Source organism: Pseudoalteromonas sp. MMG012, assembly GCF_018100875.1.
GTDB lineage: Bacteria > Pseudomonadota > Gammaproteobacteria > Enterobacterales > Alteromonadaceae > Pseudoalteromonas > Pseudoalteromonas aurantia.
This window is the reverse complement of the sequence record NZ_JAGJEF010000031.1, coordinates 1-19416: the sequence shown is the minus strand read 5'-3', so window position 1 is coordinate 19416 and position 19416 is coordinate 1. Positions and strand designations below refer to the sequence as shown.

The 19416-nt window shown below is 40.1% G+C and carries 12 protein-coding genes; 8 read left to right on the top strand and 4 right to left on the bottom strand.

Annotated elements, in window-relative coordinates; translation table 11 throughout:
- Window positions 1-33: 33 nt before the first annotated feature.
- Window positions 34-2463 carry a penicillin acylase family protein gene (locus J8L97_RS12040; protein ID WP_211049992.1) on the bottom strand — a complete coding sequence of 810 codons (2430 nt, stop codon included), beginning with the start codon at window positions 2461-2463 and terminating at the stop codon, window positions 34-36.
- Window positions 2464-3038: 575 nt separating this feature from the next.
- Here J8L97_RS12040 and J8L97_RS12035 point away from each other — a divergent pair.
- From J8L97_RS12035 to J8L97_RS12005, 7 genes are all read left to right on the top strand, one after another.
- Window positions 3039-4304: an efflux RND transporter periplasmic adaptor subunit gene (locus J8L97_RS12035; RefSeq protein WP_211049991.1), complete on the top strand. Its 1266-nt coding sequence runs from the start codon at window positions 3039-3041 to the stop codon at window positions 4302-4304.
- 10 nt (window positions 4305-4314) lie between these two features.
- A complete protein-coding gene (locus J8L97_RS12030; protein WP_211049990.1) occupies window positions 4315-5028 on the top strand; it encodes an ABC transporter ATP-binding protein in 714 nt (237 codons plus the stop codon).
- 10 nt (window positions 5029-5038) lie between these two features.
- Window positions 5039-7459, top strand: coding sequence for an FtsX-like permease family protein (locus J8L97_RS12025; RefSeq protein WP_211049989.1), 2421 nt, complete (start codon window positions 5039-5041; stop codon window positions 7457-7459).
- 44 nt (window positions 7460-7503) lie between these two features.
- Entirely contained in the window at window positions 7504-8505 is a 1002-nt protein-coding gene (locus tag J8L97_RS12020) for a hypothetical protein (RefSeq protein WP_211049988.1), read from the top strand.
- 306 nt (window positions 8506-8811) lie between these two features.
- Window positions 8812-10194 (top strand): sigma-54 dependent transcriptional regulator, encoded by a 1383-nt coding sequence (locus J8L97_RS12015; RefSeq protein ID WP_211049987.1) that lies wholly within the window; start codon window positions 8812-8814, stop codon window positions 10192-10194.
- A gap of 99 nt (window positions 10195-10293) precedes the next feature.
- The gene (locus J8L97_RS12010; protein ID WP_211049986.1) at window positions 10294-11508 is read left to right on the top strand and encodes a PAS domain-containing sensor histidine kinase; all 1215 of its coding nucleotides are present in this window, start codon (window positions 10294-10296) and stop codon (window positions 11506-11508) included.
- A 250-nt stretch (window positions 11509-11758) separates the two neighbouring features.
- The gene (locus J8L97_RS12005; RefSeq protein WP_211049985.1) at window positions 11759-12214 is read left to right on the top strand and encodes a hypothetical protein; all 456 of its coding nucleotides are present in this window, start codon (window positions 11759-11761) and stop codon (window positions 12212-12214) included.
- A gap of 98 nt (window positions 12215-12312) precedes the next feature.
- On the opposite strand, the gene J8L97_RS12000 is transcribed toward J8L97_RS12005, so the two are convergent.
- The 3 genes from J8L97_RS12000 to J8L97_RS11990 all read right to left on the bottom strand — a co-directional run bounded on the left by J8L97_RS12000 (window position 12313) and on the right by J8L97_RS11990 (window position 16455).
- Window positions 12313-14436, bottom strand: coding sequence for a TonB-dependent receptor (locus J8L97_RS12000; RefSeq protein ID WP_211049983.1), 2124 nt, complete (start codon window positions 14434-14436; stop codon window positions 12313-12315).
- A gap of 28 nt (window positions 14437-14464) precedes the next feature.
- Complete coding sequence (locus J8L97_RS11995) at window positions 14465-15925, bottom strand: PepSY domain-containing protein (RefSeq protein ID WP_211049981.1); 1461 nt, start codon at window positions 15923-15925, stop codon at window positions 14465-14467.
- 152 nt (window positions 15926-16077) lie between these two features.
- Entirely contained in the window at window positions 16078-16455 is a 378-nt protein-coding gene (locus tag J8L97_RS11990; protein ID WP_210998470.1) for a hypothetical protein, read from the bottom strand.
- A gap of 1889 nt (window positions 16456-18344) precedes the next feature.
- Here J8L97_RS11990 and J8L97_RS11985 point away from each other — a divergent pair.
- Window positions 18345-18575, top strand: coding sequence for a helix-turn-helix transcriptional regulator (locus J8L97_RS11985; protein WP_211049979.1), 231 nt, complete (start codon window positions 18345-18347; stop codon window positions 18573-18575).
- Window positions 18576-19416 lie beyond the last annotated feature (841 nt).

The following is a 19416-nucleotide window of genomic DNA, read 5'->3' as shown; positions in this document are numbered from 1 at the left end:
GCATACGCCATATCCCAATCACATAATTTCTGACTAGTGACTCGTAACTAACTCAACATATTTGAGCTTTGCAGGCTCAGGGTTAAATCTTTCAAATTGCAACTGATTGAATTTTATTACCATGTCGTCATAATGTTGACTAACAGGATTACCAGATTGCCCCGTTGAGTTCATATAAAAATGTTGATTAGGATCTCCCACGACAATGATTTGTCGCATCCCTGCACCAAAATCCTGCACAAACCCTTGAGATTTGTCGTAATAAGAATCAGCAACATTAATTGAATGAACCGATCCTCCGTTAGGTACTAAGCGTTCAAAAATGCCATCCAATACTTTAACGTTACTAAATGGTGTATGAGCGTATTGCGTATGTTGTAGCGCCCCCCAATGCCAATCATCCATATCCTGACCTAATTGGTTTTCCAATATATTGAGTGCTTGTTGGAGTGCTTTATTGACAAGTTGTTGGCAACTTTCATCTAATGACTCAGACTCTGACGTCTTACACCATGTCGGTTGCTGAAGTAACTTAGCGATTACCGATAAAGGCACAGTACTGGCAATATTTTGCAACGTACTCCGCTGCCCCCGCTGATTCCAGAAACCAACCAATTCGTCTTTCAGCAATAGCTTACGGATCTCACGCTGCCACACAATGAAAATACTCGGCGCCTGACTGGCCTCGGACATATTTCCATTCCAGTTTTTTACGATACCAAGAGCTGCTTTTTCTCGCTCTGTGTTTACTTCAATATCCCTTAATAAAGGTAAAAAATGTTGCACCGCTATATCTACCGTATCACCCTGAATATTAATCATATCGTCCACGACTAATGGCCGTTCCGCTTCTTTAAGTAGCGTACTAATACGTTCACTGCGGTAGCTAGGGGCAAACGCATGGCTAATAAAGTATGGATAATCCTCAACAAGTAAACCGTCATTTGCAGACACAATAACACCACTGTCTGGGTTATATATTTTTGGCATATCTTGATAGGGAATGTATCCATCCCAATCAGTATTCACTTCACCTGCTGGTAGAGGTAACAGCCCTTCACCTGCTACGCGTCGTGGCACTCGACCCGCCCCAACATAACCTATGTTACCTTGCGTGTCGGCGTAGAGTACATTCAACGCGGGAGCAACTAAGAATCCAAGCGCATCTTGAAAACCTTGCCAATCGTTCGCGTAGTTAAGCCTGAAAAATGCTTCATAAGAAGTATCATCAGCATCTAACCCAGTCCAACGCAATGACACTGGATGCATCATTGATTTCTCAACATCACTGATCAAAGGTCCACGTTCAGTTTCCCTTACATAAATCTTCACAGGTTTAATTTTCTTATTAAGTAACTCTGGGACATCAGGTTTAACTTCAATCGTTTCTATACGCTCATGCAGCGGTACCCATTCTCCGCCTGACTTATACAACCCTTTTTTATTGATATTAAGTGTTTCAAAATAGAGGTCCTGAACATCTGCCATCATGTTTGTACCACCCCAACTGATCTTATCATTTTGCCCAAAAATCACTAAAGGAGTACCAACCAATGCCATGCCCTCACTTGATAAAATATCGCCTTGCTGAGCCATTGCGTACCAAAATGAAGGAATTTGTAACCCTAAATGTGGGTCATTTGCTAAAATGGCTTTGTTGCTCTCGGTATGACTACCACTTACAACCCACGCATTACTCCCTACATATTTACCCCCTATATTAAACTGCTGCTGTAACTGTTGATTTCGTTTATTAATACTGTCTAATATCGGTAGGGTTTTGTCAGTATCCAGATAAGTAAGCTTTTCAGTGTTGAGCTTCTCTGCTATATCCGCAAATAATTGTGTCAATTGTTCGCTGGGTAACGATTGTGCTGCAACATAATTGGTAATTTCATCATTCATATTACCTGCTAAGTTAAGTGCAAACATTTTTACCCAAGCAATAGTATCAACCTCGTCCCATGGCTGAGGTTCAATATTTAGTAGAGTAAATTCTATCGGGTAAACATCTTGCTGTAATATCCAATAATTGATACCTGCAACATATGATGTAATAGATTGCTTTGCTGGTATAGATAAGTTTTGCCACGCTACCTCTGCCGCTGAGTGTATGCCTAAGCTTCGTATCCAAATATCACTATCGAGTGCTTCGCGTCCCAGTATTTCACTTAAACGACCTTGAGTCATACGCTTTTGTAACTCTAGCTGCCACAGCCTATCTTGAGCATGTACGACACCCGTGGCAAAAAATACATCTTGATCGTGCTTACCTTTAATATAAACAACACCGTGTTTATCTCGGTGTATTTTTACACTATGAGCCAATGTCGGTGCATTCAATGTGCCTTCTGCCGGTGGCAAGCTCGATTGTAAATAGGTCAACCCATAAACAACCACGACAGCCAATGGTATCAAAATGAAAAATATCACTCTTGAAATGAGAGGTTTACTCTTAAACACGAGTCGTCAATCCTTTTTTTATTGTTATTATTAATTATTATCAATGCTTGCGACTCCTTAAATTACGGGTCGACAACAACTAAAAACCGATATTTCCATTACTTATTACAACAATTTCCGGTCAATAAACACGTCCAAAAAGCGCAAAAAACAAACAGGGCAAAAATTAACCTGAAAAATAATCTAACCTTTTGTAAACATAAAATCAACCAATTAACACCAAAAATAACACTTGCAAACAAACATGAAACAAAACAGAATAATGCTTCATTTTTAAGCTTTTTGTTGTCTTCAGCAAATGAATTAGAGGAAGATAAACGTCAAGGAATTGAAATTGTACTAGCAACAGAAAGAGCCAATTTCAGAAATATACATACAATTGCTTTTTCTAATTAATGTGTCATTTTCGATACAAAAATAGAGTTATGCTTCGAAAACGACACAGTAGTGCTTCATCAATGAGTTCCATTAAAACAAGCTTAAAACTATGATTTTTATATATATTTTTAGATAAAAATAATTTGGCACGAATAATGCCATGTTTAGTCCACAGCAGACAGTTCACGGTAGAGTTCATGGATATTACAATTGATAAAAAAGGCCAGAAAGCAACTAACAAGAAAAAATGGTATTTAGCTGCTGCCGGTATAGCCGCAATAACTATATTTTATATCTTTCTTAGTAGTGGTTACTCAAATGCTTCTTACATTGCAAATAATCGCAGCCTCCTTTTTGCCGATGTACAAAGAGGTCATTTCGACATTAGCGTCAGAGGCTACGGCATCTTGGTCCCAAAAGAAATTCATTGGATCTCTACAGACATCAACGGACGAGTTAAACAAATTTGGCGTATGCCTGGTGACAATGTAAAACGAGGTGATGTTTTAGTCACATTACAAAACCCACAGCTAGTGCAAAAAAGAGAAGAAACTAAATGGGAACTGGAAGCCTTAACAGCAGAAAAGAAGGCGGAACAAGTCGCCCTAGAGTCGAAGTTATTTCAGCTAAAGGCAACACTACTCGAAACCGACAGTGAATATGATACAACCAAGCTAGTACTTGATGCACAAAAAGCCCTTATCGAAGCAGGAAACTCAACAATATCAGCTCTTGACCACTCAAAAACAAAATTGAGTATGAAGAAAATTGAATTACAACAGAAGTTACAAGCGCAACAATACAAAAAAATGGAAGAAAACCTCGCTGCATATAAAGAAGGTGCGAAAGCACGATTAAACAAAATGCACAAAATACTGCAGCAAGTTCAGGGCCAAGTGGATGCACTATCTATTATTGCTACCTCTGACGGCGTTGTACAAGAAATGGATCTTGAATTAGGTCAGCAACTAGCAAGTGGGGATGGCGTTGCTAAAATTGCTCAGCTAGATGATTTTAAGGCAGAGCTGAAAGTACAAGAACTTCAAGTACAAAACATTCAACTAGGTCAAACAGTCAAAGTAGATACGAGAACTTCGACTGTAAACGGCGTTGTGGTACGAATAGATCCAAACGTCGTTGAAGGTACGGTGCAAGTTGAAGTGAGCCTACAAGGAAAATTACCGCCCGAAGCCAGACCCGACCTTAGTGTCGAAGGCACTATTTCTATTGCAGATAAAGAAAATGTGTTAAACGTGAAGCGTCCAGCTTTTGCATCAGAGAATAGCCAAGCTTATGTATATAGAGTAAATAATGACGCAAAAACTGCGCAAAGAGTGAAAGTCGAGTTTGGTCAAGTATCAACAAATACCGTAGAAATCATCTCTGGCTTAAATGCCGGTGACAAGATTATTATTTCGGACCAGTCTGCTTGGGAGCAGCATTCGCAAATTATTCTCAATTAAGGAGAGCCTCATGACAAGTAACACAATTATTCAGCTAGATAATATTGAAAAAAAGTTTGCAACTGAGGATGTTGAGACTTATGCATTAAACCAAATTAATTTAGAGGTTAATTCTGGGGACTATATCGCCATAACGGGTCCTTCTGGCTGCGGAAAATCAACGTTACTGTCTTTAATTGGATTACTAGATATCCCTTCAGCAGGAAAATATATCTTAAGTGGTCACGATGTCAGCCAGATCACACGAGACGAACGCGCTGCGATACGCAATGAGCATATTGGGTTCGTGTTTCAATCTTTCAACCTAATAAGTGATATGACCGTAGAAGAGAATATCGCTCTACCGTTAAGCTATCGAAATAATGTAGAGCAAAAGGAAATTAATGATCTGATCGACTTCGCACTAGAAAAAGTCGATATGCAGCATCGTCGTAAACACTTTCCTAGCCAGCTCTCAGGGGGTCAACAACAACGCGTGGCCATTGCCAGGGCGATAGCGGGTCGACCTTCATTAATACTGGCTGATGAACCAACGGGTAATTTAGACTCCAAAAATACCGATGCGGTGTTAGATTTACTCAAAAAGCTTCATAGCGAAGGCACAACCATAATTATGGTCACCCATGACCCTCGTTCTGCCGGTCAAGCAAACCGACTGGTAGAAATGTTTGATGGAAAAATTATGTCTGATCAGGTGTTAAAAGAAAAGAGCTCTGCAGCTTAGGGAGTAAAACATGAATTATTTGCTTGATATAAAGTATGCATGCCGTTTATTGGCCAAGTCCCCTGTATTTAGCTTATTAACAACAGTTGTACTTGCTGGAGGCTTAGCGGTTAGCATATTCAGTTACTCGTTCTTACACACTTTTGTATTCTCAGACCTCCCCATTGACGAAGGCCATTCAGTTGTAAAACTACAAGCGACAGAACAAGGCTACGATCGTATGTTTGATGCAGTTGACTTCGCTGAAATTAGACCGGGAATTTCCACCTTGAGTGAATTTGGTATGTATTATTCGACATCCGTGTTATTGGATATCAATGGTCAATCTCAATCACACAGTGTCACCTTTACTGAATGGAATATGTTTCAGTTTTCTCGTACACAACCAATAAAAGGACGCGCTTTTCGTTCAGACGACAGTTCACCAAGCTCAGAGAAAGTGGCGGTGATCAGTTATGCCATGTGGCAAAGTAAATTTTTAGGTAAACAAGATATTATCGATTCTTTTGTTAAAGTTGATGGCAAAACTACACGGATCATTGGGGTCATGCCCGAAGGTTACGGGTTTCCCGTCGCATCAAGGTTCTGGCTTCCTATTGAGCAACCTCTTTTTACTACGCAAAAACGAGATCAGGTCTACGTCGATATTTATGCCCGCATTAATCCATCTACATCAGAGAAAATGGCCAATAACGAACTGTCTCGTTTAGCAAAAAACACCTATAATGCTCGTCGTCAAAATAGTGAAGTTGCTATTGATGATATCTATATTACCACCTTTCAAGCCGCGCAAACAAATGGTGCTGATGGCATCATTGTTTTTACCATTTTAAATATTGTCACAGGTTTTATTTTTCTACTTGCCGCAATTAACGTTGGTAACTTATTACTAGCAAGAATGAATGAACGCGCTAAAGAGATTTCAATCCGGGTTGCGCTTGGCGCACCACAAAAAAGGCTTATCGTACAGATGATGTGGGAGAGCATCATCATCTGTGTTACTGGTGGGATAATTGCGTTATTGTTGTCTGGCTGGGCACTGCAACAAATCAATCAATTTTGGATAAATATGGACCTTGCCGACGGTCTCGCTTATTGGTGGCACTGGGGGCTCGACATCAATACCATATTGGTGACAATTATTTTTATCATCATCGCCATTATCATGACCGGAGTGTTGCCTGCATTACATGTTACATCAGGTGACTTTAACGCAACATTACGAGGTGGGACCCGAGGCGCTGCTAGCAGTAAAGGCAACCGAGTAACTAGAGTACTGCTTACAACAGAAATTACAGTCGTCACCGTATTAATGTATTTAGGGATTATTTCGAGCTTTTTTGCTAACCAATTGATCAATTTAGATATTGGACTTAACACCACTAATATTTTGTCTGCGCAAGTTCAGTTAACACCTGAGCGCTATAACGCTCAAACTACGCGGAATGCTTTTTATCGAACTATCACATCTAAATTACAGCAACAGAACAGCATCACAGATGTTGTCGTTACCGCCAGCTTCGGTAAAAACACTTTTATGCAACAAGGCGTCAGTTATCAGCTTGAACAAGATAAACCACAAGCGGTAATAAGAAGCATCTCTGAAAACATTAATTTTACTGGTGTTGAAATTATCGAAGGTCGCTATATTGATACCAGAGATCAAATAACTACCATGCCCGTTGTGATGATCAGTAAAAGCGTCGCTGACACTTTCTGGCGTGAAGGATCTGCTATTGGCAAGCAACTGAAAATCTCTGATGAAGTAGAAGGAGAAAAAACATGGGCAACAATTGTTGGTATCGTCTCCGATCGCGTTGAAGGTACCCCTATTAGTGATCCCAAAAACCTGATGACGCTCTATCGCCCACTAACACAACTCGATAGTAACAATGTAAATATTGAATATAAATTTGTTGGCGCGGAACCACAAGCTCGTTCACTCATTTATGAAATACTGTACACGGTAGATTCAGAAATTAAACTTACAGCATTAAAAAGTATGGAAGAGTTACTAGCAATGTTAAGAGATTTAACACATTCAGCCACTCAGCTTTTCCTCAAGTGTGGCTTATTTGCGCTCGCGCTTGGTGTCACGGGTATTTATGGTCTGACTGCCAATTCAATTACCCAACGTCAACATGAAATCGGTATTCGTAGAGCCCTTGGGGCCAATGATAGCAATATTGTACGTTGGCTAATAAAGTTGGGCGCGAACCCGCTTATTAAAGGTCTTGGGATCGGGTTAGTACTGTCAACCCTGCTTAGTATTGTAACGTGGCAATTGATAGCGCTTGATGTTTATCTGTATTTTATCAGTGCAGCCATCGTCATGCTGATCATCATAGCTTCAGTATCAAGCGCTATCTATGTGCCCGCACGCAAAGCGATTCAGCTAGAACCTAGCGAAACGCTTCGTTGCGAAGATTAAAGGTAAGACGAAAAGTGCAGGTTCAACTATCTAAGGAGAAGACTATGTTTAATAACACCACTAAACGTGTTTGCTGCATGATAATCACTTTTTTTGCAATAAATGTACACGCTGACATTTCACAATCGCAATACGAGACGCTTGAAACGATGTTTCATACTCGCCAATATGAGCCGCTGATGCATGATTTAGCGAAGCTCGACAGTAGTGATGTTAAAGTTAAAATATTAACCGTTGCTGTTGCAATAGCCCAAGATAATGATGATAAAGAAAAAATGTTAGAAGCCTTAGTAAGGCGTTATCCAAACAATGCCAAAGTTCACTATAACGCTGGCGAACTTTGGTATCAAATTAAAGAGCAGTCTAGCTTATTCAATAAACTTGGCTTTGTTGATAAATCGAACCAAAGTTATATTACTGCTGCTGAGTTAGCGCCTGAAAACCCCAAGTACTTAGTCGCCGCATCAAAAGCTTTAGCCATAGAAAGTGGGTTTTGGGACTCTGATAAAAAACAATCAAAAGCAATTGTTGATAAGCTAAAACCAGTGAGTGAACGCTATTATTACCTCGCGTTAATGGACTATCTGCAAAATACGCAAAATGAACCTGAGGCGCTGAGCACAATCACCACAATTGGCAGTCAATTCAGCCAAGATGTAACACTCATGCACCGCGCAGCTAATTTGTTATGGACGTTCTCTGAAGAAGAGCAAGCTCAAAAGCTCTTCGTTGATACATGCAAAATAGCTAAGCGAACAGCTGATCAACTGCCTCTTTGGCGCGATGCATGTATTTCCTCCGCCTATCTAGCTTTACAAGGACATGGTAAAAAGCAGCTAGCATTAGAAGCGCTTAATTTGTTACTTGAAAAAGAGCAAGTACAAGACGCGCAACATATTGAGTACTTAATGGTTTATGCTCAGGTAAACAAAGAAATTGAGAATAAGGCCACGGCTAAAAAAGCCTATCAACAAGCCCTTGCTTTAGCGGAAGACCGCTCAACACAAAAAGATATTCGCCGAGCGCTCAAAAAGCTCAGCAAATAAGTACTCTTTAATAATGGTCTATGTATACAGGCCATTATTAAAAGCCATCTGAACATAGACTCGGTAAAGTGTACCTGTTTATATATGGTAATTGCCTGATCCGATATGCTTTTTCATATCTATTCTCTTAAATTTAAGTTTAGTCAGCATATTTGTTAAATAAACTTGAAAAAGCGTCTTTAATTCATCAAGATAGAATTAAGAAATCATTTATCTTGTTGTGTTACAGTCAAAGGAGTTGCCATAAATGACTAAGAAGTGCGCACTATATGTATCCCGACCTATGTTAGGTAATAAGGTTTGGCAGTGACAAAGTCTATCCTTGTCGCGGACGATAACCTTGATATCATCACATCAATTGAATTATTGTTGGCCGAATATGATTATATTGTCTCTAGCGTGACTACGCCGGTTGCACTGCTAAATATAATTAAAACATCGCACTTCGATCTAATCCTAATGGATCTAAATTACCAACTAGACAGCACATCAGGGCAAGAAGGATTAACATTACTAGCAAATATTCGCGATATCAGTGATGTTCCTGTGGTTGTTATGACAGGTTGGGCAACTGTAGAGCTGGCCATTACAGCATTACAGCAAGGGGCCAATGATTTTATTCAAAAGCCGTGGCAAAATGAGCACCTTGTAAATAGTATTGAAACACAACTGGCCCTAAGTTCCAGTCAGCAGCTAAGTAAAAAGCTCACTGTCGAAAACCAGCACCTGCGTAACAAACTCGAAGCAATGAGTTGTAAAGTCATTGCTCAATCTGTACCGATGAAAAACCTATTAGCACAAATAGAACAACTTAGAGAGAGTAATTCAAGCATTTTGCTGACGGGTGAAAATGGCACTGGCAAAACACTACTGGCACGCTACATTCATCTTCATTCCCAAAGAACACAACAACCCTTCGTTTCTATTAATATGGGTGCCGTCGCTGATGGTGTATTTGAAAGTGAGTTATTTGGCCATAAAAAGGGCGCGTTCACTGGTGCACTTGGTAACCGTAAAGGTCGTTTCGAATTAGCTCAGCATGGTACCTTGTTTTTAGATGAAATAGGCAATACTCCTCTATCTCAACAAGCAAAGCTCTTAAGTGTTATTGAAGAAAAAACGTTTACACCTGTTGGCGATAATCAAATACATAATGCTGATATACGAATTATTTGTGCAACGAACGTAAACTTAGCCAACGCAATTGCAGAAGGTCAGTTTCGCCAAGATCTATTTTATCGGCTAAACACCATCGAACTTCACATTCCGTCATTACGTGAGCGAAAAGAAGATATAGTGCCACTGGTCGAAAATATGTTAGAAAAACTCATTGATGAACATGATTTTGCGCCGATCCGCCTTTCATCTGCCGCAATGGAAAAACTACAAAACCACCATTGGCCTGGTAATATTAGAGAGCTCAATCATTGCATAGAAAGAGCTGTCTTTATGAGTCAAAACAATGTGATTGATGCACAGCACTTACACATAATACAAGATATACAAGCCAGCCAAGGCCCGCTTTCAGACTCACAAGCTCTCCCTATTGATCTAACACTTGATGAGTTAGAACGCCAAGCGATAATTGAAAGATTAAAGTACTTTTCTGGTAATGTTAAAAAAACGGCCACGTCCTTAGGACTTAGCCGCAGCGGATATTACCGTAGAATTGAAAAATTTAACCTGTAACTGAAAATGGCTAACTTTCTCTCATTACGAACTGCGCTTAGAATCTCATCCTGCTTGCTACTTTTACTGAGTCTATCTTTCTGCTTCTTATTATATTTAATGAACGTATCAGGTTATCTCATTACATTAGCGGGACTATTTATAGTGCCTTTGTGTGTTTTACTTACGTCCACAATTAAAGCCAATTACAGCAATCAATCCCGTAATATCGCCATCTTATTAGAAGCCTTAGTGGATGAGGATTACAGTATGCGTTCTGCGATTAACTCACAAAATGATGAGATGTTAGAAATAAAGCTACTGCTCAATACATTATCAACGCGGCTTGCACAGCAAAGTGTTGCAATCAAAGAAAGCCAACTGCTGTTAGAAAAAGTCATTTCACATATCGATGTTGCTATTATTGCTTCTAATGAGCATTACGATATTACATTTACGAACCCTGCCGCGAATGATTTGCTCGATATTTCCACAACTTCTGTTGGCCTAAACTTAACCCACACTTCTATACCGGTTACAAAAATAACTACACAACCACAAAGTTTCACCATAGACGTGGGTGGGATCAGCAAAACCTATCGCATTTCCACCGTAAAATACATTCATGAACAACAACTTAATTATCTATTTTTTATTAGTGACGTTCAATGGCTACTTATCGATAAAGAAAGAGATAGCTGGCAACGGCTGCATCGAGTGCTCAGTCATGAGGTAAATAACAGCCTGACGCCTATTACGTCGATAAGCGCTACTTTACTAAAATTGGTCACAAAGCCTGAGGTATCAATGATAAACTTGGAGCAAGGGCTTAATGTCATACATAGCCGCTCTGCTTCCCTAAATACATTCATCAGTAATTTCCAACGAATAAGTAAATTACCTCCTCCCACAAAAGTGCCTTTTTGTTTAACTGAGCTCATTCAAAAGTGTGCATTATTGTTCCCTCATACGCAAATCAACATTGTTAACCCTGAAGTACATCACGTTTTCGCCGATCCCCAACAACTTGAACAAGTTTTAGTTAACTTGCTTAAAAATGCTAAAGAGGCAATGGCTCAAACCACTGGTAAGATAACAGTGGCGATCCAAATAAGCGACAAATATACCAGTATACATATTACCGACGAAGGTACAGGTATAATCAATACTGACAACCTTTTCATTCCATTTTTCTCTACCAAATCAAAAGGAAGTGGGATCGGTTTAGTTTTCAGTCGCCAAATACTATTCAACCACTTAGGTGATTTACAAATTAAGAATAGAAAAGATAGAAAAGGGACGATTGCTACCGTTTCGCTGCCTAGAGTAAAGTAGCCCTACCCTATTTCAGTACTGACTCTAAGACCTATTAAAAACAATGACCATAATGTCTTAACATAATTAAAGAGTAACTTCGCACGGCTCCGTCATCATCACATAGCTCAGGTTCCAAAGCCCTTAGAGCCCAAATAACTGACCTCGTCCAGTTAAAGCGTTTCAAATATCTATTATTGGTACGATTAGTGCTTTCTGTTCTGATATAAACATTCAGCCAATTTTCTGTCGCGTAAGGACATTGTACCGTATGAACTTTAATTCGTTACCACCACAAGCATATTCGAATCTAGACATTAACACCTTAACTAATCCTTCTACGAAAACAGCACAAGACGGTAGCACTAAAGACACTCAGGCAACAGACACCAATAAAAAGTCAGTATCCACCGCCACTGAAGCTGAAAAAAGCCAAGGTGAGTCAGATAAAGTGACAGACCAAAGTAAGAAAGCGGACATAAGCGACCAAGAAAAAATAGTCGGCAATATAAGAATACTGCAAGCAAGGATAGGAGAAGTACGCGCGGATAAAACGCTGTCTAAAGATGAACAAACAGCACAAGTAGCTAAATTGAAAGAACAGCTTGATGAACAGCTACAAAATGTTCAATTGGTCATAAAAAAACAAACCTCTACGCTCGTACAAAGTTTATTTGCGAGCAATGGTTCTAGCCATTCAGGCATGATCTTTAACAATCGAGCTTAATAAAAACAGGCGCATACTATCACATACGCCTTGTTTCAATACGGCTGCGCGTAATGGCTAACTCGTTTTATCTATGTTGAACAAACCAACACGATTTTTTAAAATGAGTAATTTAACCCTGCATACATGGTACGCGGCGCACCAGGTTGAATTCGCTCTTTGCCATACCTTAATTCACTTTGTAAGGCATATTTTTTATCCGTCACATTTGCAATGCGTACATGCAGTTTAAGTGCATCAGATAAATCATAGTTAAACTTCAAATTGGCGACTGTATAGCCTGAATACTTTTGCGTATTTTTAGCATCCATCCAGTAATCACCAATGCTTTGTAGCTCTGCAATGATATTCAGTCCTTCAATAACACGGCTATTATAGTTAAGCCTTAAATTCGCCACATACTCAGGTGCCATTTGTAAACTGTTGCCTGACAAGTCGTGTGCTTTACTTTCTTTTGACTTATAATCCACGCGGCCTTGGTCTTCAATATAATGATCAAATTCATGATCCGATTGACTGTATGCAAACGCAACCGATACAGAATCAGAATATTGATAATTCACACCAAGCTCTATGCCCTGATGCTCAACACTTGCAGCATTTACCCGATAAGACGCACCAAAATCATCATACGCTGTGACAATGGCATCATCTACAGCCATAATATAATACGCCAACTCTAGCGAGAACGCGTCAAGATTTACCTTATAACCCACTTCGTAAGTATCTGACGTTTCCTCACTTAAAGAACTCAACTGAGCGCTGGTTTCCTTGGTTTTTAAATGATACAGCTCAGACGCAGTTGGAATGCGAATTGCGTTCGCAAAACGCACATACACATTACTGGTATCATCTAATTGATAGTTCAAACTCGCCTTCGGGCTCATATGGTCAAACGTGTCTGTTCTGTCTGCTATCGAGCGATTGCCAAACCCATCGTCATCGTAAACCGCTAAGTTGTTTTCAAACTCATATTCATTGCTATCGTATCTTAACCCTAATGAATAACTCAGCTGGCTCGTGATAGAACCCACATGCTGAATATAAGGTGCTATGCCTTTAAAGCGCGTTTTATCATCATAAAATACATGCCCTTTTGGATACGTTGCCGCCCCCCAACCCGATGTAGTTCTGGTGGCTGCTTGAAAAGAAAATGCATCACCTTGCGAATATTCTAAGTCAATACCAATGGTGGTTTCAAAATCATCACTGTGGCTAAAATTACTTAATGCAAGCACGCCTATCGTTTTTACGCTTGACTCAACTTGCGGCATATTTGGCTGCCACGTTGCGATATAATCGTTACTGCGATAACGCGCATAAGGAATAATCGACGCAAAAACACCATTTCCTTGATACTGATACTCTGAACTAATACGAAAGTAGTCAGTTTTACGCCGTGGATCTATTTTTATCACTTCAGCTGGTAACCCTGATTGCGACGGGTCTTGTGCAAACATATCGGCCGTCAAGGCGTTCAACATTTGTTGATCAAGAGATGAGGCCATTATGCTGGTTTTAAACGAATGTTTGTCGGCAACACTCACTTCGTACAACACGTTGAACTCGGTTTTTTCAACGCGACTATTGTCACGCCAACCATCATTACTCAAGTACGCTCCTGATACCCTCACCCCATTTTGATCTGATAAATGATGTGTCGCACTGCCTTGATATCGTGCGTACCCATTTTCACCCAAAGTGATACCAACCTCATTTTTATCTGAATCTACTGGGGCCGATAATATATTGACCGTTGCTGCAACTGCACCAGACCCATACAAGCTGGTTCCCGCACCTTTCATTACCTCTAGGCGTGAAAGTGATGAATTACTGCTTGCCCACCAAAGTGCGTTGTGATTATAAAAAGCAGCGGATTGTAATGGCACATTATCTTGTAGGTAAAGCGTATAGCCACCATAATTTATAGGCATTCTAATTGCCGCATTGTGCCCCTGACCACCCGATAATTGGTTTAATAGTACGCCTGGGATGGTTTGCAACGATTCTGATAAATGCTGGCTATTGTCATTGTTTAAAACGTCTTCTGATACACTGCCTATACTCAAAGCCAATTCAGTACTCGATTTAGCGGTACGGGTTGAGGTAACGGTTATTTGCTCTATTTCATCCATGCCATCATCATAGTTTGCCATTGCATTCAGTGAACACGCTGACAAAATTGACAACGAAATAAGCGAATAACGAAAGCGTTGCTTCATGCTAAATATTCCTAAGTTGTTATTTTAATTAATTACTTTTTACTGGGGTTATTACAGGATGTAATAATCGGCGCGCACAAGCTTGTTTTTGGCGATAACGACGACCTATATACAAACGCACGCCAAACCCTGCGGTAATGACAAGCCCAATACATATAAAGGTCATTATAATATCACGCGTGCCTCTGCCTAATGGGTTTAAAAAATGGTATTTATGAAGATACCCAAAGTGCCAACTCCGTGCAGTTTGCCAGTCGCCATCAATACTGGCAATAAACCCAGTGTGGGGCTCAACACTATAAAGTACATCTGGCATATGTGCGTAGCTAACTTGAATAACGGGCAAACGCTTATTAATAAACCCATATGTCGGACCAAATTTATCAACCTTTTGCCAATGAGACACCGCACCTGCTACGTTGAGTTGCCTTGAAAGTAGTGAGGTGGCCACATCAACACTTGTCACATCAGCGCGTTCACCACGCCAATAACTAAAATCAAGCACAGGCTTATGTTGTGCCTTCACTTGCTTAACAACCTGAGTAAAAATTTGTTCACCAATAACCACTAACTGAAAGTTGTCACCTTGTGCTTGGAGCAAATCATTAACAGGGTCGTGGGTTAAAGAGGCTGTAAAAATAGCGTTGCCAGGTGACAACGCCCTAAATGTCTCGGGGAAAAACTTATCAACTAATATATGTATACTGCTAGTCGAAAAGCCCAACATACATACACTTAAAACCACACCGAATGAGCGGTGTAATACCGGTGTATTAACCCGTTTGTTTTTTAAACGTCGCCATAGCAAGCTATAACTCAACAAGCCAAAAATAGCAGTGCCAAACAGTAATAATGAGATAGCCAGCATGGGTATAATACGCCATAAATCATGGCGCCCACCAACAAACTCAAAAGTATGAAGTTGCTTAAACCAAAACGATAAACTTTCTCTTAAGGGTGTATTATGTGCCGCAATGCGCTTACTTAAGGTATCAACATAGAGGTTATTTTTATTCGATAAGGTGACACGATACACCGGCAGCATACGATTTATTTCAGCATATGCAGGGCTAAATTCATTAATTAATGCGACTTCTAACGCCAGCTGACCAGACCAGGTTTGTGCCAAATAACGAGCATAAAGTTCATCATTCAAGGCCCTATTTATTACACCTGTACGGGTTGAATAATAAACCGTACGCCTATTCTCGATACCAGCGACAATCACTTGATAATAATAATTACCGATATATTCAACAATACTTGCGTGACTTAATTGAGTGATATGATTATCCGTTAAAACCTGCTTAAGTGGCAGCGCAGTTGCTAACACATGATCAGGCACCACCACTAAAGGCACTTTTAAGCGTTCAGCTTTGGCAAAGTGAGACATAGCAGGATGTAACAAACCACTTAGCGCCCACACAATAAAGGGAATAACACACAGCAAGGCAAGGCGCCTATGCCAAACAAGTAAAGACTTGATCATATCATTATTGTTATTATTTCAAAAAGATGGGAGTAGTATAATTCGAATAATCACAGGAAGGGTGTGACATAATGTCGCAGTGGGTACAATTCACCCTTTATACTGATTGGCCCCCACGTGATAGACAAGACTATAAGCACTAGGCCATGCGATTAAAACTGGCCTAGTAACGCACCACGTATATTACGAGATATGGTATGTAAATCAGTCATTCTCTTTTTAGCTTCAAGCATATCAATGCCTTTAATCGCTTCGGCATCTTCTAAGAAAAATGCCATATCAAACTTCTTGCGGCGCTTGTTAAATACGTACACCAAAATATAACAATACCCGTCGACCGCATTCGTCGTCCTAAAAAACTCAAAATCGGTATAGCTGAGTTTGGGCTTTACAATATCTGCATCGAGGTTTTTTATAAACACATGCTTTATATATATTTTTTTCGTTGCAATAGAGTACTTAGTCACATCTCGCAACCCAAATTTATTTAACGATTCAGATGCCACATCCAGTGGTAACAAACTAGTCATCAATGACATATCCTTACTTACTATGAAAACCGACTGTAAACATAATTAAGTAAATGATGTGAAAAAATCTCCCCACAATATAAATAACTTGTGAAATAGCACAATTTACTGTGAATTAATGGGGTTTATCGCGCAGATTCGCCTAGAAAACCACCTAGATTGATGCGAAATGGCCCTTTAGTCCTCCAGAGGTAGATCAGGGCCCATTTTACTTCCCCTTTACTGCCTTACTCATTTCGTCTTCCTGACGCAGGTCAGGATCCATGCCAGTCGTCACACCATCCACGCCTTCACATAATGGATTCTGAAACAAGTTCAGAACGACGAAGGGTTTGGAGCGTAGGATCCATTTCCACTACCCTTTATCACCCTCTCATTCGTCTTCCTGACGCAGGTCAGGACCCATTTAAGCTACAATTTATTACCGTCTTCCTGACGAAGGTCAGGACCCAGACGCTTATATCCCTATTTCGTCTTCCTGACGAAGCTTAGGACCCAGGCCAGTCGTCACACCATCCACGGCCTTCACATAATGGATTCTGAAACAAGTTCAGAACGACGAAGGGTTTGGAGCGCAGGACCCATTTCAGCTACCCTTTATCACCCTCTCATTCGTCTTCCTGACGAAGGTCAGGACCCAGATACTTATACTCCTATTCCGTCTTCCTGACGCAGGTCAGGACCCATGCCAGTCGTCACACCACTCACAATCTTCACACAATGGATTCTGAAACAAGTTCAGAACGACGAAAGTATGACACGAGTACCAAAGTCCTCCTGACGCAGGTCAGGATCCATTTTAGCTACAATTTATTACCGTCTTCCTGACGTAGGTCAGAACCCAGATGCTTATATCCCTATTCCGTCTTCCTAACGTAGGTCTGGACCCATGCCAGTCGTCACACCACTCACAATCTTCACACAATGGATTCTGAAACAAGTTCAGAACGACGAAGGGTTTGGAGCGCAGGATCCATTTCAACTACCCTTTATCACCCTCTCATTCGTCTTCCTGACGCAGGTCGGGACCCATTTCAGCTACAACTTATTACCGTCTTCCTGACGAAGGTCAGGACCCAGATGCTTATACCCCTATTCCGTCTTCCTGACGTAGGTCAGGACCCAGATGCTTATACCCCTATTTCGTCTTCCTGACGAAGGTCAGGATCCATGCCAGTCTTCACACCACCCACGATCTTCACACAATGGATTCTGAAACAAGTTCAGAACGACGAAGGGTTTGAAGCGCAGGACCCACTTCAGCTACCCTTTATTGCCCGCCCGCTCGTTCGTCTTCCTGACGAAGGTCAGGACCCAGATACTTATACCCCTATTTCGTCTTCCTGACGTAGGTCAGGACCCATGCCAGTCGTCACACCATCCACGGCCTTCACACAATGGATTCTGAAACAGGTTCAGAACGACGAAGGGTTTGGAGCGTAGGACCTATTTCAGCTACCCTTTATTGCCCTCTCATTCGTCTTACTGACGAAGGTCAGGACCCAGATGCTTATACCCCTATTTCGTCTTCCTGACGTAGGTCAGGACCCATGCCAGTCGTCACACCACCCACAGTCTTCACATAATGGATTCTGAAACAAGTTCAGAACGACGAAGGGTTTGGAGCGCAGGATCCATTTCAACTACCCTTTATCACCCTCTCTTTAGTCTTCCTGACGCAGGTCAGGACCCATACAATCTCTTCCTTTGCGAACCACACCCAGTATAAATACCCACGCATTTATTTTATCAAAACACCAACAACCCCTTCACTAATTCGCATATAAATATTATCATATCCATGCTAGTTTACATTATGTGATTGCAATGTTATATTTACGTTAAATATAATTAAAATAACCTTTCCATCGATAATTTAAGGATAGGACGTGATCAATGGTGATGACCTTAAGGCCATGCGGAAACAGGCCGGTATTACACAAGCGCAAATGGCAGAAAAGCTGAGTTGTGACAGAAAAACAATCAGTAATTACGAGTTTGGTGTCGGCGAGCCAAAAATGGGGCAACTGTTTAAATGGTTAATGATTTGCAAAGTAGATGTAAAACCTCTGCTTAAGCAAATTGATAATATTCGAGATAAGTTAGAGCTAGATGAGTAAAGCTCTTTCATAAATTATAAGTAGGTAGTGTGAGTCATGAAATCATTAACTAAAAGTTTATGTAAAAAAGTATCTGGTGGAACATTCCCATGGAAACCTCTAGAAAGTTCAACAGAAAAAGCTCCCCTACCACAGTTAAAATTACATAAAAAAATAGAAAGCAACATAAAATTATGACAAAATCAAGATTAATTCTAGGTCTAATAATATCACTATCTATATTTTATATAATAATTGAAAACGCCCACGTATCAACATACATTTACTTGTCAATTATTGCATCTAACCTTGCTTTTAGTGTATTTACAAAAAATAAAAATTCAGCTCACATATGCATTTTCTTACTAATAATAAACACTGTAGGTTATTTGTTATTCGGGTTGGGCGCTATAAATTCTTTACTTATAGAAGGGAGTAAGATTGCAAATGGCTTGATTATTTACGGGATCCAGTTGAGCCTTAATATTGCAATGTTTTTTGCTTTCATATTTCGAGTTCAAATATCACGCCTAATTTCGGACTCTAACGACATCTATTTAAATGATTTCGATGGGCTATTCCATTGGCTATTTTTATACTTTTCATTAATCAGCCTACTAGCTCTTATAGAGTTTATTCTCAGATGCGTATTTGACCAATATTTTTTAAAAGTCATATATGATAACTATGAAAATTTAGTTTATATTGGCTGGTCAGTTACAAACGGGTTACTTTTTACTATGCAACTTGTATACAATAAAAGTAAAAATTAAACACTTGATGGGAAACCAATCTTAGCTTTATAGAGCAACTATTAGATTAATAATAAATGTTAAATGGAAATGACTTAAAATCCATAAGG